The sequence below is a fragment of the Azotobacter armeniacus genome (assembly GCF_054779355.1).
In genome coordinates, this window is record NZ_BAAGYK010000040.1 from 16345 (window position 1) to 38874 (window position 22530).

The following is a 22530-nucleotide window of genomic DNA, read 5'->3' on the forward strand; positions in this document are numbered from 1 at the left end:
ATGAAAAAGCCGCCCGAAGGCGGCTTTTTCATGAGGCGCAGCGGCTTACAGCAGCGGACCGGCGTTGCGGATGGCGTCAGAGACATCGAACTTCTTGAAGTTGTCGATGAACTGCCGGGCCAGGGCATGCGCCGCCTCGTCGTAGGCGGCCTTGTCGGCCCAGGTATTGCGCGGGTTAAGCAGCCGGGTGTCGACCCCTGGCACCTCCTTCGGCACGTCCAGGTTGAGGATCGGCAGACGCTCGGTCTCGACACCGATCAGGGCGCCGGTCTGGATTGCCGTGATCACGCCGCGGGTGGTCGGGATGTTGAAGCGCTTGCCGACGCCGTAGCCGCCGCCGGTCCAGCCAGTGTTGACCAGGTACACCTTGGAGTCGTAGCCCTGGATGCGCTTGATCAGCAGCTCGGCGTATTCGCCGGCCGGACGCGGGAAGAAGGGCGCACCGAAGCAGGTGGAGAAAGTCGACTTGATGCCGCCGCCGGAGCCCATCTCGGTGGAACCGACCAGCGCGGTGTAGCCGGACAGGAAGTGGTAGGCCGCCTGTTCGTTGTCGAGGATGGACACCGGGGGCAGCACGCCGGTGAGGTCGCAGGTGAGGAAGATCACCGCGTTGGGCTCGCCGGCGCGGTTGTCCGGCACGCGCTTCTCGATCAGCTCGCGCGGATAGGCGGCGCGGCTGTTCTGGGTCAGGCTGCTGTCGGCGTAGTCGGGCAGGCGCGAACGTTCGTCGAGCACCACGTTTTCCAGCACGGCGCCGAACTGGATGGCCTTCCAGATCACCGGCTCGTTCTTCTCGGACAGGTCGATGCACTTGGCATAGCAGCCGCCCTCGATGTTGAACACGGAGCCTACGCCCCAGCCGTGCTCGTCGTCACCGATCAGGTAGCGGCTCGGGTCGGCGGAGAGGGTGGTCTTGCCGGTGCCGGACAGGCCGAAGAACAGGGTCACGTCGCCCTCTTCGCCCATGTTGGCGGCGCAGTGCATCGGCAGCACGTCGACCTCCGGCAGCAGGAAGTTCTGCACGGAGAACATGGCCTTCTTCATCTCGCCGGCGTACTGCATGCCAGCCAGCAGGACCTTCTTGGCCGCGAAGTTGATGATCACGCAGCCGTCGGAGGCGGTGCCGTCACGCTCTGGCACGCACTCGAAGTAAGGCGCGTTGAGGATCTGCCATTCGCTCTTGCTGGAGGGGTTGAACTTTTCCGGATTGATGAACAGGCAGCGGCCGAACAGGTTGTGCCAGGCGGTCTCGGTAGTCATCTTGACTGCCAGGTAGTGCCCGAGGTCAGCACCTACATGGACGTGCGAAACAAAGCGCTCACGGTTGGCGAGGTAGGCTTCGACGCGTAGCCAGAGGGCATCGAACTTATCATTGGGGAATGGACGGTTGATGCTGCCCCAGGCAATCTTGTGCTGAGTGCCCGGCTCCTCGACGATAAAGCGGTCGCTCGGGGATCGCCCGGTGCGATGGCCGGTCCGCACCACCAGCGAACCGTTGGCGGCCAGCTCGCCCTCTCCTCGGCGGATGGCCTCTTCAATCAGTTGTGCAGCGCTGATGTCGGTAAACACGGCTTGAGTAGCTTGCGTCATGTGCGTCCGATCGGCCGGAGGCCGATTCCTCCATACGTTTTTGTAGCGCGACATCCGCTCGGGCTACAAGAAAAAGATAAAAAAAGTGCGGTGATCGTACCAGAAAAGCTGACAACACAGTAGGAGCCGCTAGTCTGGCAAAGGTTCCATCGTGCCATGCTTTTGGAGAGAAGTTGGGGCCATGGCTGCGCCGGGGCAAGCCCTTTCCCGGGAAAACCGCCTCGCTCAGGGCCGGCGGCTCCCGGCCCGCAGACCAGTCAATGCCGGGTCGCCGAGGGCGCCTCGCTGCCGCCGCCGGCGAACAGCTGGGCGATGTCGGTAGCATCGAACTCGTAGCGCTGGTTGCAGAACTGGCAATCGACCACCACCAGACCACTGCGCTCACGCAGCAGCTGCTCGGCATCTTCATGCCCCAGACTGGACAGGGCGTTGGCCGAGCGCTCGCGCGAACAGCTGCAGCAAAAGCGCAACAGCAGCGGCTCGAACAAACGCACGGCCTCCTGGTGATAGAGGCGGCGCAGCAGGGTTTCGTTGTCCAGCCCGAGCAGCTCCTCGGCGGTCAGGGTATCGGCCAGGGTGACCAGGTGCTCCCAGCTGGCCGCGCGCGCCTCGGCATCCTTCAGGCGGTCGCCGGGCAGTTGCTGAAGCAGGAAACCACGGGCGCGGCGGCCGTCGGCATTGAGCCAGAAGCGCGTCGGCAGCTGTTCCGAACTGGCGAAATAGCTGGACAGGCAGTCCGCCAGGCTGTCGCCCTGCAGGGCCACGATGCCCTGGTAGCGCTGCCCTTGGGCGGGATCGACGGTCAGGGTCAGCAGGCCCTCGGGCATCAGCTCGCACAGCCCGGCGCCGGCGGATACCTGCTCGGCGTGATAGCGGGCGATGCCGCGGACCTCACGGTCGCTGGAGCACTCCACCATGAGCAGGGGCACGGCCCCTGCAGAGCGGGCCTGCAGCACCAGCAAGCCGTCGAACTTGAGGGTGCCGGCCAGCAGCGCGGCGGCGGCGAGCATTTCGCCGAGCAGTTGGGCGACCGGTTCGGGATAGGGGTGCTTGGCCAGGACCTCGGCATAGCTGCCGCGCAGGTCGGCCAGTTCACCGCGAACGTCGGTGTCGTCAAAGAGAAAGCGTTGGGTGAAATCGAAATCGGGCATATCGGCTGCCATGCGAGGAACAGAGCTGGCATACAGCCAGTCCATGGAGTCGAAAAACCGCCATACGGTCGACTCGCAGGAAAATTCTAGGAAAAAAGCCCGAATCCTCCAAATTTTTCGGCAATACTTATCCTGCCCATACGGTACCACTCGTCGGGCCCAAATGATAATTTCCCGCTCCTAACCAATACTCAAACCGTTCTTAAAAATATAAGGAATTGAATAAGTTACAGGATCCGGATGGCCATCATTATGGCGCTACAACAGTGCCAATTGGACAGCAATCCCCTTGCTTGACAGTGTCCTCGCCCGACCGCCTATACCTGTATCACCATCAACGCATTCTCCTCAACGAGGCACGCCAACATGGACGTGAGCGTTTTCGGTACCGGATATGTCGGGCTGGTTCAAGCCGCCGCTCTGGCCGACGTCGGCCACCGCGTTCTCTGCGTCGACATCGATGAACTGAAGATCAAGCAGCTGCAGCGGGCGGTACCGCCCATCCAGGAGCCCGGCCTTTCCGCCATGATTGACGACAACCTGCGCGAAGGCCGGTTGTCCTTCAGTACCCAGGCCAGCGATGCGGTGATCCACGGCCAGCTGATCTTCATCGCCGTCGGCACCCCGTCCGACGAGGACGGCTCCGCCGACCTGCAGCACGTGCTGGGGGTGACCCGCGAGATCGCCAGCCACATGCAGACCGACCGCACCCTGGTGATCAAGTCCACCGTGCCGGTGGGTACGGCCAGACAGGTGGAGGCGGTCGCCCGTGCCGAGCTCGATCGCCTGGGCAAGGGCCAGCTCGCGGTCCGGGTAGTCTCCAATCCGGAATTCCTCAAGGAGGGCAGCGCGGTCAACGACTGCATCCGTCCCGACCGCATCATCGTTGGCAGCGACGACGAGCTGGCCCACGCCCAGCTTGCCGAACTCTACGCGCCCTTCTGTCGCAACCGCGACAAGCTGATCTTCATGGACAACCGCAGCGCAGAACTGACCAAGTACGCGGCCAACGCCATGCTGGCCACGCGTATCAGCCTGATGAACGAGCTGGCTAACCTGGCCGAACGCCTGGGCGCCGACATCGAGGCGGTACGCCGGGGCATCGGCTCCGATCCGCGCATCGGCTATCACTTCATCTACCCCGGCTGCGGCTTCGGCGGCTCCTGCTTTCCCAAGGATCTGCGCGCCCTGCTGCACATCGCCACCGCCAGCGGCCAGCCACTGCGCCTGCTGCAGAGCGTCCAGGAGGTGAATGAGGCGCAGCGCCTGGTGCTGTTCCATAAGCTGCAGAGGCTCTACCCCGCAGGACTGGCCGGCAAGTCCATCGCCCTCTGGGGGCTGGCCTTCAAGCCGAATACCGACGACATGCGCGAGGCACCCAGCCGCTCCCTGATGGAGGCGCTGTGGCGCGAAGGCGCGACGGTGCGCGCCTTCGACCCCGAGGCCATGTCCGAGTGCCGGCGCCTGTATGGCTACCGCGACGACCTGCTACTCTGCGCCACCCGCGACGACACCCTGCAAGACGCCGATGCGCTGGTCATCTGCACCGAGTGGAAGGCCTTCCGGGTGGTCGACTTCGAACTGCTCGCGCACAAGCTGCGCGACCGCCTGGTCATCGACGGGCGCAACCTCTACAGCCCCCTGCAGATGGCCGCCGCCGGCCTGCGCTACCTGGGCATCGGCCTGCCGCACGTCGATCCACAGACGGGGGTGCAATGAAGATCCTGGTCACCGGCGCCGCCGGCTTCATCGGTGCCCACTGCGTGCGCCGACTGCTGCTCGACGGCCATCAGGTCATCGGCCTGGACAACTTCAACGAGTACTACGACCCGGCCCTGAAGGAAGACCGAGTGCGCTGGGTGCGCCACGAAGCCGGCGACTTTCCGCTGTGGCGGCTGGATCTCGGCGATGCCGCCGGCATCGCCGAACTGTTCGCCCAACAGCGCCCAGAGGCTGTGGTGCATCTGGCCGCCCAGGCCGGCGTGCGCCACTCGCTGAGCGATCCGCACGCCTATGTGCAGAGCAACCTGACAGGCTTCCTGAACATTCTCGAAGGCTGCCGCCAGCAGCCGGTGCAGCATCTGATCTACGCCTCGTCCAGCTCGGTGTACGGCGCCAACCAACACACCCCCTATTCGGTGCAGGACAACGTCGACCACCCACTGTCGCTGTACGCCGCGAGCAAGAAGGCCAACGAACTGATAGCACACAGCTACAGCCACCTGTTCGACATTCCCGCCACCGGCCTGCGCTTCTTCACCGTCTACGGCCCCTGGGGCCGGCCGGACATGTCGCCGATCCAGTTCGCCCAAGCCATCGTCGAAGGGCGACCGCTGCGCCTGTTCAACCATGGCCGGCACCGGCGCGATTTCACCTACATCGACGATATCGTCGAAGGTCTGGTGCGGCTTCTACCGCAGCCGCCCCAGCCCGATCCGCTCTGGGACCATGAACGGCCCCGGGCGGAAAGCAGCATGGCGCCTTGGCGCCTGTACAACATCGGCGGGCATCGACCGATCGCCCTCACCCACTACATCGATACCTTGGAAAGGCATCTGGGCCGCAAGGCCCTGCGAGAATTGCTGCCTTTGCAGCCCGGGGACGTGCTCGACACTTATGCCGACGTCTCGGAATTGCAACGGGACATCGGCTTTCAGCCCCAGGTAAGCCTCGAAGAAGGCCTCGCGCGCTTCGTCGCCTGGTTTTGCCACTACTACAGGATCGGCAGCCCCGATGCCGCGGCGACCTCATCCGCCGCCGCGAACGGGGAACTGTCGCATGAGGTAATGCGCAATGAATGCCCCGGAAAACTCATTCCAACAGCCAAGCTTCGCTAAGGACGGACAGTACAGCCTCAAGGAAAAACGCACCAACCCCTCGCAACGAGAGAAGATCCAGAATGCACTCTGGATACACAACCGCGGCTGGCTCAGCAAACGCCAGGGCGGTTGCCCCTGGACCCTGTCCCGCACCAAGCGCTTCAGCGAGGCGCTCGCCGCCCTGCTTCTGCTGCTCCTGCTCTCCCCCCTGCTCCTGGGCATCGCCCTGCTGATCAAGCTGGGCAGTCCGGGCCCCGTGCTGTTCGTCCAGCAGCGCACCGGCTTTCGCGGGCGCCGCTTCGGCATGTTCAAATTCCGCAGCATGGTGGCCGATGCCGAGGCCCTGAAGGAGTCGCTGCGCCACCTGAACAAGCACGGCCCCAACTCCATCGACTTCAAGATCGACGCCGACCCGCGGGTGACCCCGATCGGCCGCTGGCTGCGCCGCACCAGCCTGGACGAGCTGCCCAACCTGATCAACGTGATGCGCGGCGAGATGCGCCTGGTCGGCCCGCGGCCCACCTCGTTCAACGCCAGCCGCTACCACGAGCACCATCTCAGCCGGCTGAGCATCTATCCGGGCATGACCGGCCTCTGGCAGATCTCCGGACGCAGCGACGTCGACTTCGACAACCGGGTCGAGCTCGACATGACCTACATCCGCCGACAGGGTCCCCTGCTGGACCTGTGGATCCTCGTGAAAACCCCCATCGAAGTCTTCTACGGCCACGGCGCCAGCTGAACCTTCATTCCCCGAGGCAGCGCACGCATCAGGAGTCAGCCCCATGACCATGCTCCGTTCCGAGCAAACCACGCTATTGCTGGAGCAGGACCAGCGCGTTCTCAGCCCCAGCGAAGTCAACCTGGCGACCACGATACTCGACCAGACCTGCCGAACCCTGCTGCTGATCGCCCCGACCAGCGGCTGCGGCACCACCACCAGCGCCCTGAGCATGGCCAGGCAACTGGCCCACTCGGCCAAGGGCAAGCTCCTGCTGGTCGATGCCAGCCCGTCGGCCACCGGCCTCAGCTCGCGCCTGGGCATGGCGGCCGACGCGGGCCTGTTCGAGCTGCTGAACAGCCCGCACCCCGAGGGCAAGTTCAGGCACTGCATCCAGCGCCATCCCGAGCTGCCCTTCGACCTGCTGCCGCTCGGCCAGCCTTCGCAGGCAGTCGGCCGCTTCACCGCCGAAGACCTGCAGTACCTGCTGGACTGCCTGGCCGTCCGCTACCGTTTCGTGGTGATCGACGCCGAGGCCGTCTACAGCGGCACCAGCGGCCTGACCCTGGCCGCCATGGCCGACGGCGTGGTGCTGGTGGTCCGCGCCGAAGAGACCCGCTGGGAAGTCGCCCAAGCCGCCGTGCAGCGCCTGCGGCAGGCCAACGCCAAGCTGCTGGGCAGCGTGTTCAACGCCCGCAAGTTCTATATGCCGAAGTGGCTCTACAAGCTTCTTTGATCACGGATCACACTTACAGGACGTATGCCACCATGAAGAAGTCAATATTTTCCCTGCTCGCCCTCCTGGCCCTGGCCGGCTGCAGCAGCCAACGCTCGATTCCTGCATATATCCTCACCGCCCCCGAGGAGCAGGCCACGCAGAGCGAACTGATCCCGGTGACCCAGGTGCTGCGCCCGCAGGACGTGCTCGACGTGATCTTCCACATCGAGATGGACTCGCCCAGCGCCTACCGCATTCAGTCCGGCGACCAGCTGGAGATCCAGTTCGCCACTGCCAAGGGCCTGACCGGCATCAAGACGGTGATGCCCGACGGCACCGTCAACCTGGAGTACGTCGGCAGCCTGAAGGTCGCCGGGCTGACCGTCGAGGAAGCCCAGGCGCTGATGATCGAGCGCTACCAGGAGACCCTCCGCACGCCGCTGATCACCGTCTCCGTGGCCAAGGCGCAGACCCGCGCGCAACACCTGCGCGACACCCTGTTCAGCCCGAACAGCGGGATGAGCCGGGAAATCACCGTCGGCGCCGACGGCCGCGCCACCTTCCCGATGCTCGGCAGCATGCAGCTCGTCGGCATGAGCCGCGACGAGCTCGAACGGCAGCTGAACGAGCGCTACCTCAAGGAAGTGGGACCGATCCAGGTCGACGTGCTGCTCAAGGCCACCGCCGCCAACGAGGTGTACGTGCTGGGCGAGGTCATCCAGCCCGGCGCCTATCCCGTGCGCCGACCGATCTCGGTGCTCGAGGCGCTGACCCTGGCGCGCGGGCACAACCCCGTCACCGCCAACCTGGAATCGGTGCTGGTCCTGCACCGCCAGGGCGACCAGGTGGTGTCGCGCACCTACGACATCGAGGAGCTGCTCAAGAACAACGCCGACAGCGTGGCCTACCTGCAGCCGGACGACCTGCTCTTCGTGCCGCGCAGCGGCCTCACCAGCGCTGGCGACACCGTCCGCCAACTGGCGGACTTGATGCTCTTCAGCGGCTTCAACTTCGGCTTCTCCTATCAGGTCGACAACAAGGATGAGAACGACTAGCGATGAACATCCTCAAGCGTGAAAACCACCTGTATATATTTTTCTCCACGCTGTACACCAACCGACGGCTGATCAAGCGGGTGTTCCTCGCCTTCGCCGCCTTCGCCCTGCTGCTGCCGCTGCTGCTCAGCCAGTCGTTCGACATCACCGCGGAAGTCATGGTGCAGTCGAAGAAGGTGGCGCAGACCGAGGCCAACAGCGCCACCCTGCAGCAGGAAACCGACAAGTTCCTGCCGCCGACCCTGGCCGACATGGAAACCGAAAGCAGCATCCTGCGCTCGCCCGAACTGATCCGGGAAACCCTCGACAAGCTGCGCCAGGAGGGCCACTTCGCCGAAGAGGAAGGCCTGCTGCGGCGGCTGCTGCTCAACCCGCTGCGCGACTACCTGATCGCCCCCCTGCGCAACGCCCTCGGCTTCGCGGTCGAGCCGCCCCGCGACAGCCGCCTGGACGAGCTGACCCTGGCCACCCTGGCGGATCTCGAGATCGTCCCACTGCCCGGCTCCAATGTCATCGCCGTACACTACCGGGCCGGCGAGCCGGCCCTCGGCACCCTGCTCGTCAACCGCCTGCTCGACACCTACCTGATGCGGCGTCACGCCCTGCACTCCAACGACCTGCCGGAAGCCTTCTACGAACAGAAAAAGACCCAGTACCAGGACCAGCTGAGCGGTCTCGAAGGCCAGCGGCAGGCCCTACTCGGGCGGATCCACTCGGCCAAGCCCGACGAGGAAATCACCTTCCGCCTCAACGCCATCAACCAGGAAGAGCAGGCCCTCAACCACTACCGCGACCGCCTGCTGGAGAGCCAGCGCTGGGTCGACTACCTGCAGAACAGCCTGGCCGTGGCCCGCAAGGCCAGGCTGACCAACTACAGCTTTCCCTACACCTTCGCCAGCACCATCAACAACGCCGCCTTCGAGGACCGCGAGATCCGCCAGCTGGGCGACCGGCTGATCGACCAGATCGGCCAATACGGCGCCGAGACCGACATCTACCACCCGAACAGCGCGCCGATGCGGAACCTCTATGCGCAGATCAGCCGGACCCGCCAGCAGTTCCTCCAGGTGATCGGCAATCGCATCAGCGAGCGCCGCAAGGAGCTGGACATCATCTCCGGGGTGATCGCCCAGAAGACCGCGCGGATCGAGGAGTACCAGGGCCGCATCCGCGAACTGCAGGACGCGCAGAGCAGCCTGCGCCAGCTCAACACCGAGATCGAGGCCCTGCACCAGGCCTTCTTCACCTACACCCAGCGCTACGAGGAAAGCCGCAGCCGCAGCCTGCTGGATGGCGGCCTGTCCAATGCCAAGGTCCTCAGCCGTCCCTTCGAGCCCACCGAGGCGAGCTTTCCCAAGCCCTTGCAGATCATCCCCCTCGGCCTGCTCACCGCCCTGCTGCTGGCCATCGCCGTGGGCTACATCCGCGAGTTCTTCGACCATCGCTTCAAGCATCCCGATCAGTTGCAGCAGCAGCTCGGCCTACCCGTACTGATGACCATCAATGCCGAGCAGCCCACCGCCCTACCCAATCCACACAAACCCGGGAGCCTGCCATGGATTCGACACTGGGCCAGCGACTGAGCGCCCGCCAGAAGGAGGCGCCGCTGCGGATCGCCCACCTGCTCAGCAGCAGCGGCTTCTACGGCCTCGAGCGGATGCTCCTGGAACATTGCCAGTACGCCCCCGGCGAGCATCGGGTGCTCCTCATCGACGGCCCGGAGCCGCTGGCCCGGCGTTTTCGCGAGGCCGGCGTGGAGCTGACCCGCTGCACCGGCCTGGGCAGCCTGCTGCGCCAGCTGGGGCACCCGGACGAGCGGCCGACGCTGCTCAACGGCCACGGCTTCAAGGGCCTGGTCTACGGCTGGCTGAGCGCGTTGTGCCTCGGCCTGCCGCTGATCGTCACCCAGCACGGTTTCACCCCGCGCAGCCGCAAGCAGCGCTTCTACACCTGGCTCAGCCTGCGGCTGTGCCGTACCCCGCAGGTACGCGCGGTGGTCTGCGTGGCCGACAGCATCGCCCACCAGCACCGCCAGGCCGGCGTGGGCGCCGGCAAGCTGCACGTGCTGCCCAACGGCCTGCCGCCCGCCCCCGAAGTCGTCTACCTGCGTCCGCCTGCGGCCCCCGCCGCACCTCTGATCGGCTTCATTGGGCGCCTCAGTGAGGAAAAGGGACCGGATCTGTTCGTCGAGCTGGCCATCGCGCTGTGCCGCCGCGATCCCCGCCTGCACGCCGTGCTGCTCGGCGAGGGGCCGCAGCGCGACGCCCTGCAGCAGTCCATCGACACCGCCGGGCTGCGGGAGCGCATCGCCCTGCCCGGCTACCGGACGGACCTGCCGGCCTGGCTGCGCGCCCTCGACGTGCTGGTCATCAGCTCGCGCAGCGAAGGCACGCCGATGGTCCTGCTGGAAGCCATGCAGGCCGGCGTGCCGGTGGCCGCCTTCGCCGTGGGCGGCATTCCCGACGTGCTCGACCACGAGGTTTCCGGCCTGCTCAGCCCACCCGGCGAAATCATCGGGCTGACCTTGCAGGTCGGGCGCCTGCTGCTCGACAAGGCGCTGCGCCGGGCGCTGACCGAACAGGCCAGGCTCGCCCAGCTCCACCACTACCATCTGCCAGCCCAGGCCGAGCAATGGCGTCAGCTGTACCGCAACGCGGTCGGAGGATGATGCGATGCCCCTGGTTCTGCCCCTGGTTCTGATACTCGGCCTGGCCTGCCTGCTGCTGCTGGCCAGCCCCTATCCCTATCTGGCACCGTTGGCGCTTCCCGCCTTTGTCGTTCTGGCCGCGCTCTACCGCCACCCGGTCTGGGGCCTGCTGGTGATGGTCGCCCTGGTGCCCTTCGAGGGCCTGTTCAGCCCCACTGCCGCCGGCGGTAGCGAGGGCGGCGGCCTCCCCCTGAACAAGCTGCTCGGCCTGGCATTGATCGCCATCGCCGGGCTGCAGCTGCTGCTGCGCCAGCTGCCGGCACAGCGCCTGCGCAGCAGCCTGTGGCCAGTGCTCTCGGCCTTTCTCGCCTGCTACCTGCTCAGCCTGGCGTTCAGCAGCCACCTCGGCCTGTCGCTGCAGCACCTGCGCCAATTCGCCGTCGGCCTGGTGCTGTTCGTCCTCAGCGTGCTGTTCGGCCGCGACCTCGACCTGCCGACGCTGGCCCGCGTGGTGGTGCTGTCGGTGGCCAGCACCTGCGTGGTCGCCCTGGTCTCCACCAGCCACCAGCCGGCCAGCCGGGCCATCGGCCTGCTCGCTGACCCCAACTACTTCGCCCTGCTGATCAGCGTCGCCTTCCCGCTCGCACTGCTGCTGGTGGTGCGCGCGCCGCGCTGGCCGCAGCGGCTGTTCTGGCTGGCGCAGCTGGTGCTGCTGCTGGCCGGCCTCGGCCGCACCGGCTCGCGCTCCGGCCTGCTGGTGGTGCTGCTGACCGCCGCCATGGCCGCCTGGCACTATCGCGACCATGTCAAACACCTGCTGACCCGCCACCTCGGCTGGCTGATCCTGGCCCTGGCGGTCGGCCTGCCGCTGAGCCCCGCATTGCTGCCGGAAAGCTTCATCCAGCGTCTGGAGGTCCTCGCCAGCCTGAAGTCCGGGGTCAATGCCTACGCCGACCCCTCCCTGGCCCGGCGCAGCGCCTACCTGGTGGTAGGCAGCCAGATAATCGCCGAACACCCGCTGCTCGGCAGCGGCCCCGGCACCTTCCCCCTGCAATTCGCCAAGACCGGCTACGCCATCGCCTTCGCCAACCGGCCGCAGCCGGAAGAGCTGTTCCGCGAAGCGCACAACACCTACCTGGGCATGTTCAGCGAGGTCGGCCTGCCCGGTGGCCTGCTGTTCGCCGGCCTGCTGCTGCTCAGCCTGCGCAACTGCCAAGTCGCCCGCCGCCACTGGCTGAACCGCGGCGATCCCGAACGGGCGGCGCTGGCCACCCATTTCGGCCTGTCGTGTCTGGCGCTCGGCTGCTTCCTGTTCTTCCTCAGCGTGCCGAGCCACAAGTACCTCTGGGTGATGCTCGGGATAGCCAGCCTGTTGCGCCTGCAGGCCGACGACGACTCCGCCGGAGCACAGTCATGAAGCGAATCTCCATCATCGTTCCGACCCTCGACGAGGCCGAGCGCCTCGGCCGCACCCTCGAAGCCGCGCGCCGCGCCGCCGAACACGCCGGCCTCGAATATGAACTGATCGTCCCGGACAACGGCTCCCGCGACGGCAGCCAGGACCTGGCCCGCCGCCTCGGCGCGCAGGTGCTGGACTGTCCCGGGGTGAGCATCGGCGCCCTGCGCAACCGTGGCGCCGCGGCGGCCAGCGGCGACTGCCTGGCCTTCCTCGACGCAGACATGGAGGTGCCCCCGGACTGGCTGACCACCTGGCGTGCGGTACGCGACGAGGACCGTGCCGACGTGCTCGGCCTGGTCCACCAGGCGCCCCCCCAGGCCCCTTGGTACGCCCGCGCCTGGCTGCAGCGGCTGGCCGCCGAGCGCGACCGGCCGGCGCTGCTGGACTGGTTGCCGACCGCCAACCTGTGCCTGGAGCGAGAGTGGTTCGAGCGAGTCGGCGGCTTCGATGAAAGCCTGCGCAGCGGCGAGGACAAGGACCTCGGCCTGCGTCTCGACCAGGCCGGCGCGCGCCTGCTCAGCCTACCCCGGCCGACGGTACTGAACTGGGGCTTCGAAGGCAGCTGGGGCGAATGGCTGGGCAAGGAGCTCTGGCGGCAGAACAGCCAGGCACAGCTACTACGCAAGGACCGCGCCAGCCTGCGTCTGCTGCGCTTCCCACTGCTGGCGGCCGGGCACTGGGCGCTCGACGCGCTGGCGCTGCTCTGCCTGTTGCTCGACCAGCCGGCCGTCGCCCTCGGCGCCTTCGTGCTGGGCTGGCTGCCGGCCGGCCTGCTGAGCCTGCGCCATCGCTACACCAGGCAGCGCCCACTGCTGGCGATGCGCCTCGCGGTGCTGCATTGGCTGCGCCTGCACGTCGCCGGCATCGCCCTGCTGATGGGGCTGATCGATCTGACTGCACGGAGGCCTTCCCGTGGCTGAAGCGATCTTCTGGCTGTGCCTGTTCCTGCCGCTCTTCGCCTACCTGGGCTACCCCGCCCTGCTGGCCGTGCACGCCCGGTTCCAGCCCGCGGTGCAACCCATCGAGCTGAAACGGCTGCCGCGGGTCAGCGTGATTGTCGCCGCCTACAACGAAGAGCTGCACATCGAGGCCAAGTTGCACTCGCTGCTGGACGACGCCTACCCGCGCGAGCTACGGCAGATCATCGTCGCCAGCGACGGCTCCGGCGACGCCACCGTGGCGCTGGCCCGGCAGGTCGCCCAGGCCCATGCCGGTGACGACATACGGGTGCTGGACCTGCCGCGCAGCGGCAAGGCCGGGGCACTGAACAGCGCGGTAGCGGTGGCCGACGGCGAGATCCTGGTGTTCAGCGATGCCGACACCCTGTGGACCGGCGACACCCTGCGCCAGCTGGTCGCGCCTTTCGCCGATCCGCGGGTCGGCGCCACCGTCGGCAACGTAACCATCCCCGCCGCGGGCAAGGCGCTGGCCATCGGCGACCGACTGTATCACGGCTACGAGTCCTGGCTGCGCCGCCTGGAAAGCCGCGCCGGCTGCCTGGCCTCAGCCGACGGCGGCCTGCAGACCCTGCGCCGAAGCTTGTTCCAGACGGTGCCGACGGATGTCACCGACGACTTCTTCCTGACCACCTGCGCGCCGGTGGCCGGACAGCGCATCGTCTTCGCGGAAGCCGCCCGGGTCACCGACCTCGGCGTGGAGAGTGCCGATAACCAGTTCCGCCGCCGCTGCCGGATCACTACCCGGGGCCTGCGCAGCCTGGCACGCCGGCGCGAGCTGCTCGACCCGCGACGCCACGGCCTGCTTGCCCTCGGCCTGTTCACTCACAAGCTCGTCCGCCGGCTCGCGCCCGTCCTGCTGATTCCCCTGCTGCTGAGCAATGTCGGGCTGTGGAACGCCGGCGACTTCTACCGCCTAGCCCTGATCGCCCAGCTCGCTGGCTACGAGCTGGCGCTGATCGGCCTGCTCGGCCAGCGCCAGCGCCTGCCGAAACCCTTCCACCTGGCCGCCTACGTACTGGTGACCTTGGCAGCGATAAGCGCTGGCATCTGGCAGTTCCTCAGCGGGCAAAGCTATCAGCACTGGAATCCACAACAGAATCGATAAGGAGGCATCATGCCACTCAAGCAGCTGCTCAAGGCCGGCACCGGCTGGCTCTGCCTCAATACTCCCGCGAGACAGCACCTGCTGCGCGGGACCGGCACCATCCTGATGCTGCATCGGGTCCTGGCAGAGGATGCGCAGGCGGCCCTGCCGCACCGCAACGCCCTGTGCATCGGCAAACCGGCCTTCGAGAACCTGCTGCACTGGCTCAAGCATCACTTCGACTGCGTGCCGCTCGCCGAGCTGCTCGACCCTGCGAGCCCAGCGAACGGGCCGCCGCGCCTGGCTCTGACCTTCGACGACGGCTGGCGCGACAACGCCCTGCATGCCTTCCCGCTGCTACAGGAACATGGGCTGTCGGCGAGCATCTTCCTCTCCACCGACTTCATCGGCAGCCAGCGGCGCTTCTGGTGGGAAGCCATCGGCGAAACCCTCTGGGGCAGTTTCGGCGAGGAGGCTCGCGAACGGCTCGTCACACTGCTGCGGCGACACCTGAGCCTGCCGGGAGAACTTTACTCGGCGCGCTCCGAACACCTGCGCAGCCAGGCCCTCGAGCAGTTCCTGCAGCAGCTGAAAGGCTTGCCGGCGACCACCCTGCAGGTGCTCGCCGACAGCTGCCCGAGCCCGCTCGAGCCGCACGCCCTGGACTGGCAACAGGTGCAGGCGATGGAGGCCTCGGGGCTGATACGCTTCGGCCCGCACGGCGCCAGCCATGTGATACTTACCGGCCTCGACGACGCCAGCCTGACGGCCGAGCTGCGGCGCTCGCACGAAGCCATCGGCGCGCACTGCCAAGCACCACTGCCGGTCTACTGCTACCCCAATGGCGACCATGACGCGCGGGTCTGCGCCGCGCTCAAGCGGCAGGGCTACAGCCAGGCGCTGGGCACCCATCCCGGCCTGCATCACAGCCGGCAGGCGGCATCGCTGTCGCTGCCGCGCATCGGCGTCAGCCATCAGGTCGCCTGCCAGCCCGCCCTGCTCGGCTGGCGCATCCTGCAAGGCGCCCGCCGCCAGCGGCGCCCAGCCGCCGGCATCGCCGGCCAGCGCCCGGCAGGAATACAGGAATGAAGTCCAATGACTATATCCGCCAGTTGATCCTCAGCGTCGGCACCAAGCTGGCGATGCTCGCCCTGCGCCTGCTGCGCAACGTGCTGCTGGCGCGCATCCTCGGCCCTGCCGATCGCGGCCTGTTCGCCCTGCTCGTCGCCCTGCCGGAGCTGATCGGCGCGGTCACCAGCGGCGGGCTGAACACCGCCGTCGGCTATCAGGCCGCGCGCCAGCATCCGATGGGGCTGCTGCTGACGCTGATGCTGCTCTACGGCTGCCTGGCCTCAGCGCTGGCCACCCTGCTCGGCGTCGAGCTGCTGCGGGCGTTCGGCGCGGATCTGCAGATCATGCACCAGCTCGGCCCCTTCGCCTGGCTGCTGCTCCTGGCCGTGCCGCTGTACGTGCTGAAGAGCGCCCTGCTCACCCTACACAATGCCGACGGCCAGGTCGGCGCCTTCAACGGCCTGCGCCTCTTGGAGTCGCTGACGCCACTGCTGCTGTTCCTCGCCCTGTTCTGGATGTGGCCGCACGCGGCGCTGAGCGCCGCGCTGGTCAGCTGGCTCGTCGGCCTGGGCCTGGTGGTGGTGGCCGGCCTCTGCCTGCTCGCCCGCTACCACAGCATCCGCCTGGCCTGGGACCCGGGCAGCCAGGGCGAGCTGCTGCGCTTCGGCAGCCGGAGCCATCCCGACGTGCTGTTCCAGCAGATACTGATGCGCGCCGACTACCTGCTCATCGGCCTGCTGCTCGACAGCCAGGCGCTGGGCTACTACGCCATGGCCACCGCCGCCGCCGAGCTGCTGTTCATCGTCCCCGAAGCGGTCACCACGCCGCTGATGAAGCGCCTGCTGCAGCAGGGTGAAGGCATCGAGCAGCTCACCCCGCTGGCGCTGCGCCTGACCGGCACCGCGATGCTCGTCGCCTGCCTGGGCATGGCGCTGATCGGCGAGTGGCTGATCGTGCTGCTGTTCGGCAGCGCCTTCCGGCCGGCCTACCCGGCCCTGCTGGCCCTGCTGCCCGGCATATTCAGCCTGTGCTACTCGAGCATCCTGCACCTGGACCTGCTCGGCAAGGAGCGGCCCGGCACCCTTTCCGTGTTCGCCGGCGGCGCCGCAGCGCTGAACCTGCTGCTGGCGGTGCTGCTGATTCCCCACTGGGGTATCGTCGGCGCCTCGATCGCCTCGTCGGTCGCCTACAGTGCCCTCGCCCTGGCCATGCTGCTGCTCTACTGGCGGGTCAGCGGCATCGGCATCGGCCAGACCCTGCTGATCCTGCCCAGCGACCTTCGCCTGCTGCGCGCGCAACAGGGGCCGGCAACATGAACGGCTGGCGCATACTGTTCGGCGGCCTGCTGCTCGGCGCGCTGCTGCCGGGCGTGCAGGCGCAGGAATGGCCCGGCATCCGCGACGGCGCACTGTACCTGCGCCCCCCGCGGGGCGACAGCCTGCAGGTGGAGTGGCAGCCGGCCTGGCAGGCCGAGGCCAACGCCGAGCACCTTTATCTGCAGGCCGGCGACGGGCGTCTGCTGGCCCAGCGCGACATCGCCGCCGAGGAAACCCGTGGCCGGCAGCACTGGGCGCTGCGCCCCGAAGACGGCGACCAGCGCCTGGAAATCCCCGGCTACAGCTTCCGCCGCTACCGAATCCGGCATGCCGAAGACACCGCCGCGCTGTTCGAGCCGGTCAAGCTGCACTTCTGCGCCGAACTGCCGGCCGACACGCGCCTGTACTTCCGCGTGCGCGCCGGCGAGCGCGCGGTGCTCGCCGGCAAATACCACGGCGGCGTCGACGGTCTGTATGCCGAACGCCTGAGCGACGGCCACAGCCTGTACCTACCGCTGTCCCGCGACGGCCACTACACGCAGAGCGACCGCGTCGAGCTGCCCGTGGCCGACGAGGAGCAGCTCTGGAGCCTGCGCCTGCGCGGCCGCGGCAAGGCCGCCTTCTGGCTGGACGGCAGCGCCAACCTGTTCGCCCAGCGCCCCGAGCACCTGTTCGATCCCGGGCTGCCTCCCGGCCAGGTCGGGCTCGAGCTGCACGGCGAGGTCCTCGGCCCGACGCCCAGACTCGGCGTGGCCCTGCCCTACACGCCGCCCGAGGCGCCCGAGCTGCTCGCCCGGCTGGCGCCGCGCGCCGCCAGCTACTACAGCTTCGTCGACGCCATGACCCGCAACCCGCGGCGCGAGGAGCGGTTCCGTCCCCTGTACCTGAACCAGTACGGCATCCGCACCGACATCACCCTGCTGTCACGGAGCGGCCGGCGGCCGCGGCTCGCCGTCAACGACATGAGCCGCGGCGGGCTCAAGGCCTGGCTCGAGGGCATCATCGCCCTTGGCGGGAAAGGCACCCACTACCTGGCCCTGGCCGACGAGCCCAACCTCAACTACCCCGACTACGCCAGTTTCGCCGCCTATTTCGCCCGCATGGCCCCGCTGGTCCGCCAGCATCCCGGCGCCCGCGAGGCCGGGGTACGCCTCGCCATGCCGGCCTCCTCGCGCCTGATCAACGGTCCGAGCACCAATGGCGCCCATGCGCGGCGCGGCCTGGACTGGGCGCGGCGGCTGCTGGACGAGCACGGCGAGTGGATCGACGCCCTTTCCTGGCACGAATGGATGGTCCGCGATCTGCGCGCCACCCGCGCCTACCGCGACGGCGTGCGCCAGGCCGCGCAACTGGTCGGCCTGGACGCGCGCGGCCGGCCGCGCAAGGCGCTGCTGCTGGGGCAGACCAACCTGTCCAGCGGCAACAGCGTCAGCCCCTATGAGCAGGAAACCGGGCTCGCCGCGCTCTGGTGGGCCTCGGTGGCGATCAATTCGGCCCAGGACGGCCTGCTGGAGCTGCTCGACTGGTTTCCCGCCACGGACAACGAGAACCACTTCAAGGGCATGATCGGCCTGGCCGACGACGGCCGCTACGTCCTCAAGCCGGTCGGCCAGGCCATGGCGTTCATGCAGCAGCACTGGCAGGAGCAGGTCCTGCGCCTGGACAACGACGCCTTCGAGGTGGACGTCCTGGCCATGCGCTCGGGCTCCCGGGTGGTCCTGTTCGGCGTGAACAAGACGCCACGGCGTCAGGAAGTACGGCTACGCGGCAAACTGCTGACCTGCCACGGTCAGGATCCGCCTCGCCTGCACTTGCTGAGCGCGACGGCGGAGCCCGGCGAGGGCACCCTCGACTGCGCGGAGCAGCCATGGCGCTTCAGCCTGCCGGGCGAAACCCTCTTCGTCCTCGCATGGGCGGAACCATGAGCCCTTGGGATCTGAAGGTCAAGATCAGGCGCAAGGGTCTGCTCGGTAGCCTGCGCCTGCTCTGCGCACGCTACCTGTACGATCAGCGGCGGCTGCTCTGGCTCGAGCGCGACCTGGCCCTGGAGCCTCCCCGGCTGCAACGCCAGCACCACTGGAGCTACCCCCCGATCAGCCGGGAGCTGCTGCCGGCCTTCGAGCGCTACTTCCCCCAGCACCGGACGGTGATCGACGACCTCCTCGAACAGGAGGGCGTGCAGGGCCTGGCCGCCCTGGATGGCGAGGGCAATGTCTGCGCCTTTCTCTGGTACAGCGACCGCGACTACTACGACCGCCACTATTATCGCTGCTGGTTTCCCGTCACGGCGCCGAGCGTCTACCTGTTCGCCGTGGAGGTCGCCCCCGGCCACCGGGGCAGCGCGCTGATGCTCGGCGGCCAGGAACGCCTCTGGGAGCTACTGCACGCGGCCGGCCACCAGCGCGCCCGGGCGGTGGTCGATGCGCGCAACGCGCGCGCCCGCAAGCTGCTCGAACATCTGGGCTTCCAGCCGCTCGGCTGGCAGACCCGGGTATTCACGCTGTTCGGCTGCCTGCGCTTCAGCCATCAACCGCCGGCCGTGCGCGACCAGCTCGGCCGCCAGTCCGGCAGCCTCTCCTGGTATCGCATCCACCAGCCCTTCAGGCGTTTCCCGTAGGGATACAGGTCGGCCCAGAGATCGGCCAGCGGCGCGCCGCTGCTGAGCACGAAAGTGCACAGCGGCTTGCGCTCCAGCCACAGGCGGTTGCTCAAGCCATTCTCCGGTGCCGCGCAGGAATCCATCCACTGGACGCCCTGCGCCTTCAGCTCGTGCACCAGGCGGATGCACTCGAGCTCGAGGAGCACGCCGGGGGAATACCGGGCATACTCCTCGTCGAAGGCGACCTTGAAGGAAAAGGCCCCCGGCGGGGCGAGGAAATCGCAGAGCATCGCCAGCGGCCGGCCGTCCAGGGACAGCTCGAGCATCCTCAGCTGGCCACGCGCATAGGCGGCCGTGGTGACCTCCTCGAAGTAGCGACGACAGGCCGGCCGGCAGCCCAGGGCCGAGCGCGACTGGCCCTTCCAGCCCTTCGACTCCAGCTCGATGAAGGCCGACAGCCAGGCCTCGAGATCCTCGCCATGGGCCTGCAGCACCCGCAGGCGCAGATCGCCCAGTTCGGCCAGGCGACGACTCAGCCTCCGGTATTCCTTGCGCCGCTTCCCCGATACGGCCCGCTCCAGGTAACGCTCGGCATCGTCCCCAGGCACGATCAGCGCGCGCGAGCGCCGGGCGCCCTCGTCGAAGTGCAGGCCCTCGTCGCCCAGGGCAGCGCGCAAGGCCGCAGCCAGCGGGCCGTCGGCGGGCGCATCGCGCAGTAACAGCAGCGAGTACTGGCGTCGGTGTGCGTGCAGCCAGCGCAGGAAGGCGCGCATGACCGCCGGCTCGCACCCCTGGCGCACCAGGGGCGCCACCGAGAAGCAGTAACGGTGGCGGAACATTCTCGCCACCCTCAGGGGCAGCAGGATACAACCGGCCGGCTCGAGCAGCGGGAAAAAGCCGTCCAGAACCGGCTTGTCCCCGAGCCCGGGCCCGCTCGGGCGGATCAGGAACAGCAGCGCAAAGCGCTTGTCGCCGGCCAGATGCTCGAGGGCCGGCAGCAGGGCCCAAGGCGAATAGAACACATTGGGTTCGGCAGCCGAGCGGGCCAGCGCCTCCCAGTCATCCAGGAAAGGCCCGATATCCTCCAGGGAGCGGACCACCGCGATGCGATAGCCGCCATAGATGAGCATGGTGGAGTCGAGGTCGAAGGGTTTTTGAAGAGTCATCTTGCGCATCCTGCCTGACGCAGCATGAAGGTGGCCCGGAAGAAAGCAACGCGGCCACCGTATGAGACCTTTCCCTAGCAGGTCCGCTCAGGACTATAGACAGCAATCCGCGCAGCGGGAGGCGGGAAACGTATCAGCGTTATTCAATCCGCAGGCCCGTCCACCCGGGCAGCTGCTACGCTGCTTTACAGCATGCCAAGCGGGAAACCATCGAGGACGGACCTCATCATGGACTATCGCTTTCAATGGACGACCACCCTTTCCGCCGTCGACTTTCCCCGTGAGGACTACGCCAGGCTCCACGCCCTGGTACCGCAGGCCACCCCGTTCAACCACCTCGGCTGGCTGCAGGCCGCCGAGCGCGCCCTCGAACCGGGACAAAAGCTGCATGTGCTGCTGGCCTGGGCGGGCCACGAGCTGCGCCTGTGCCTGCCGCTGGTCCACGCCCGTGAGCGCCGCTTCGGCCTGCGCTGGACGGTGCTGCGCCATCTCGGCCATCCGCTCAGCGACCGCATCGCCTTGCTCTGCCGGCTCGACGAGGAAGGCCAGCGCCAAGCGTGGGCGGCCATCCACCGGCACCTGCCGCATGCCCTCCTGCAACTGCACGAACTGGTGGAAGGCGGCGAGCAGGAAGCGCTGCTCGAACACTGGGCCACGGCCAGCTCGACCCACGAACGGCGCCCGACCTGCCGGGTACCGGTACAGGCGATCGACGAGGACGACCGGCACGAGCCGTCCGGCGCCCTGCGCTACAAGCTGCGCCGGGCGCGCAAGCGCACGGCCGCCTGCGATGCCCGGGTGCGCCGCCTGACGCCGGACGGCGCGAGCATCGACGCCGCACTGGCGGCCATCGCCGCAGTCGAGCAGGCCAGTTGGAAGGGCGAGCAGGGCGTCGGCATCTTCTCCGGCGAACGGCGCCGGCAGTGGATACGCGAGGCCTTCGCCGATCTCGCCGCGGCCGGCCTGGTGCGCATCGTCCTGCTCGAACACCAGGGCCGTTGCATCAGCTACCGCCTCGGGCTTCTGGAGCGCGGCCGGCTGTACGACTACAACCTGGCCTTCCTGCCGGAATACGCCGAACTCGGCAGCGGTCGCCTGCTGCTGGACGAATGGGTTCGCTGGGGACTGGAGGAAGGCTGGCAGTACATCGATGCTTCACGGGTCAGCCTGCGGGACTCCAGCCATCAGCTGCACGAACGCATGACCGGGGAGCTCCTGCAGCTGCGCTGGAGCCTCTATTCCTGGCGGCCCGGCGGGATCGCCCTGGGCCTGGCCCATCGCCTCTTGAGCACCGTCAAGGCCCGGCACCCGGGCATCGCGGCCCCCTCCTCCCCGAGTGCCGGAGAACGCCCATGCCCAGCCGAGTGATCATCAACGCCGACGACTTCGGCCTGGACCGCGAAGAGAACGCCGTCATCGTCCGCGCCTTCCGCTGCGGCCTGATCAGCTCGGCGACCCTGATGGCGAACATGCCGGCGTTCGCCCAGGCCTGCGCGCTGATCCATGCCGAGGGCCTGCACGGCCGGGTCGGCCTGCACGTCAACCTCACCTACGGCCGCCCGCTGAGCAGCGCCATCGCCCACCTGCCCTGCTTCTGCGACACGGCCGGCGAATTCCGGCTGCGCCTGCCGCGCCATCGCCTGTGGCTGAGCCGGGCCGCGCGCACGGCGATCGACGAGGAGCTGGAAGCGCAATGGCAGCATTGTCTGCACCACGGGGTGCGGCCCAGCCACCTGGACTCCCACCAGCACGTGCACAACATCTGGCCGATCGGCGAGCAACTGGCGCGCTTCGCCGCCGCCCGGGGCGTGCCGCTGCGCCTGGCCCGCAACCTGGGAGGCAACTTCAGCCCGGCCAAGCGGCTGTTCAAGACCCTGCTCAACCGGCGCCTGCGCCAGCTGGCCGGGCGCTGCGCCGAATACGTCTGCACCCCGGCCGACCTGCGCGACCAGCCCCTGCCGGCGCAGGGCACCCTGGAGGTGATCGCCCACCCCTGCAACCTGGGCGGGGACTTCGGCGACGCCTACCTGACGCCCGGCGAATCCCTCGCCGTCCTGCTCGAGCGCCACCTGGGCGGCATCCCGCGGATCGCCTACAGCACCATGAAAACGCCCGCGGCCGCCCCGTGCCACCCGTGACTGGCCGTCCGCGACTGGCCGTCCGTAACCGGCCATC

General features: G+C 67.9%; 19 protein-coding genes. 16 read left to right on the forward strand and 3 right to left on the reverse strand.

Features of this window, described 5'->3' with window-relative positions:
- Positions 1-45: 45 nt before the first annotated feature.
- Positions 46-1590: a phosphoenolpyruvate carboxykinase (ATP) gene (locus ACYVD0_RS09375; RefSeq protein WP_460426575.1), complete on the reverse strand. Its 1545-nt coding sequence runs from the start codon at positions 1588-1590 to the stop codon at positions 46-48.
- A gap of 257 nt (positions 1591-1847) precedes the next feature.
- Positions 1848-2741, reverse strand: coding sequence for an Hsp33 family molecular chaperone HslO (gene hslO / locus ACYVD0_RS09380; RefSeq protein WP_460426576.1), 894 nt, complete (start codon positions 2739-2741; stop codon positions 1848-1850).
- Between the two features lie 366 nt (positions 2742-3107).
- Here hslO and ACYVD0_RS09385 point away from each other — a divergent pair, with 366 nt between their 5' ends.
- The 14 genes from ACYVD0_RS09385 to ACYVD0_RS09450 are packed head-to-tail and all read left to right on the forward strand — an operon-like array spanning position 3108 to position 19207.
- The gene (locus tag ACYVD0_RS09385) at positions 3108-4460 is read left to right on the forward strand and encodes a UDP-glucose dehydrogenase family protein (protein WP_460426577.1); all 1353 of its coding nucleotides are present in this window, start codon (positions 3108-3110) and stop codon (positions 4458-4460) included.
- Positions 4457-5578: an NAD-dependent epimerase gene (locus ACYVD0_RS09390; RefSeq protein WP_460426578.1), complete on the forward strand. Its 1122-nt coding sequence runs from the start codon at positions 4457-4459 to the stop codon at positions 5576-5578. The genes ACYVD0_RS09385 and ACYVD0_RS09390 overlap by 4 nt, the downstream gene beginning before the upstream one ends.
- The gene (locus ACYVD0_RS09395) at positions 5535-6302 is read left to right on the forward strand and encodes a sugar transferase (protein WP_460426579.1); all 768 of its coding nucleotides are present in this window, start codon (positions 5535-5537) and stop codon (positions 6300-6302) included. The genes ACYVD0_RS09390 and ACYVD0_RS09395 overlap by 44 nt, the downstream gene beginning before the upstream one ends.
- 43 nt (positions 6303-6345) lie before the next feature.
- A complete protein-coding gene (locus ACYVD0_RS09400; RefSeq protein WP_460426580.1) occupies positions 6346-7017 on the forward strand; it encodes a CpsD/CapB family tyrosine-protein kinase in 672 nt (223 codons plus the stop codon).
- Between the two features lie 32 nt (positions 7018-7049).
- Positions 7050-8054: a polysaccharide biosynthesis/export family protein gene (locus ACYVD0_RS09405; RefSeq protein ID WP_460426581.1), complete on the forward strand. Its 1005-nt coding sequence runs from the start codon at positions 7050-7052 to the stop codon at positions 8052-8054.
- A 2-nt stretch (positions 8055-8056) separates the two neighbouring features.
- Complete coding sequence (locus ACYVD0_RS09410) at positions 8057-9637, forward strand: GumC family protein (RefSeq protein WP_460426582.1); 1581 nt, start codon at positions 8057-8059, stop codon at positions 9635-9637.
- Positions 9610-10722 (forward strand): glycosyltransferase family 4 protein, encoded by a 1113-nt coding sequence (locus ACYVD0_RS09415; RefSeq protein ID WP_460426583.1) that lies wholly within the window; start codon positions 9610-9612, stop codon positions 10720-10722. Before ACYVD0_RS09410 ends, ACYVD0_RS09415 begins: the two co-directional genes overlap by 28 nt.
- Positions 10723-10726: 4 nt before the next feature.
- Positions 10727-12118, forward strand: coding sequence for an O-antigen ligase family protein (locus ACYVD0_RS09420; RefSeq protein WP_460426584.1), 1392 nt, complete (start codon positions 10727-10729; stop codon positions 12116-12118).
- Positions 12115-13080, forward strand: a complete 966-nt coding sequence (locus ACYVD0_RS09425; protein WP_460426585.1) for a glycosyltransferase family protein — start codon at positions 12115-12117, stop codon at positions 13078-13080. The genes ACYVD0_RS09420 and ACYVD0_RS09425 overlap by 4 nt, the downstream gene beginning before the upstream one ends.
- A complete protein-coding gene (locus tag ACYVD0_RS09430; RefSeq protein WP_460426586.1) occupies positions 13073-14224 on the forward strand; it encodes a glycosyltransferase family 2 protein in 1152 nt (383 codons plus the stop codon). The genes ACYVD0_RS09425 and ACYVD0_RS09430 overlap by 8 nt, the downstream gene beginning before the upstream one ends.
- 9 nt (positions 14225-14233) lie before the next feature.
- A complete protein-coding gene (locus ACYVD0_RS09435) occupies positions 14234-15292 on the forward strand; it encodes a polysaccharide deacetylase family protein (RefSeq protein WP_460426587.1) in 1059 nt (352 codons plus the stop codon).
- Positions 15289-16590: a lipopolysaccharide biosynthesis protein gene (locus ACYVD0_RS09440; protein ID WP_460426588.1), complete on the forward strand. Its 1302-nt coding sequence runs from the start codon at positions 15289-15291 to the stop codon at positions 16588-16590. The genes ACYVD0_RS09435 and ACYVD0_RS09440 overlap by 4 nt, the downstream gene beginning before the upstream one ends.
- Complete coding sequence (locus ACYVD0_RS09445) at positions 16587-18515, forward strand: hypothetical protein (RefSeq protein ID WP_460426589.1); 1929 nt, start codon at positions 16587-16589, stop codon at positions 18513-18515. The genes ACYVD0_RS09440 and ACYVD0_RS09445 overlap by 4 nt, the downstream gene beginning before the upstream one ends.
- Entirely contained in the window at positions 18512-19207 is a 696-nt protein-coding gene (locus tag ACYVD0_RS09450) for a GNAT family N-acetyltransferase (RefSeq protein ID WP_460426590.1), read from the forward strand. The genes ACYVD0_RS09445 and ACYVD0_RS09450 overlap by 4 nt, the downstream gene beginning before the upstream one ends.
- Here the strand turns inward: ACYVD0_RS09450 and ACYVD0_RS09455 are convergent.
- A complete protein-coding gene (locus tag ACYVD0_RS09455; protein ID WP_460426591.1) occupies positions 19117-20355 on the reverse strand; it encodes a GNAT family N-acetyltransferase in 1239 nt (412 codons plus the stop codon). The two genes, ACYVD0_RS09450 and ACYVD0_RS09455, sit on opposite strands and share 91 nt — an antisense overlap.
- Before the next feature lie 228 nt (positions 20356-20583).
- Here ACYVD0_RS09455 and ACYVD0_RS09460 point away from each other — a divergent pair, with 228 nt between their 5' ends.
- Together ACYVD0_RS09460 and ACYVD0_RS09465 are read left to right on the forward strand one after the other, a co-directional pair.
- A complete protein-coding gene (locus ACYVD0_RS09460; RefSeq protein WP_460426592.1) occupies positions 20584-21723 on the forward strand; it encodes a GNAT family N-acetyltransferase in 1140 nt (379 codons plus the stop codon).
- On the forward strand, positions 21708-22493 hold the full coding sequence (locus ACYVD0_RS09465) for a ChbG/HpnK family deacetylase (RefSeq protein WP_460426593.1): 786 nt from the start codon (positions 21708-21710) through the stop codon (positions 22491-22493). Before ACYVD0_RS09460 ends, ACYVD0_RS09465 begins: the two co-directional genes overlap by 16 nt.
- Positions 22494-22530 lie beyond the last annotated feature (37 nt).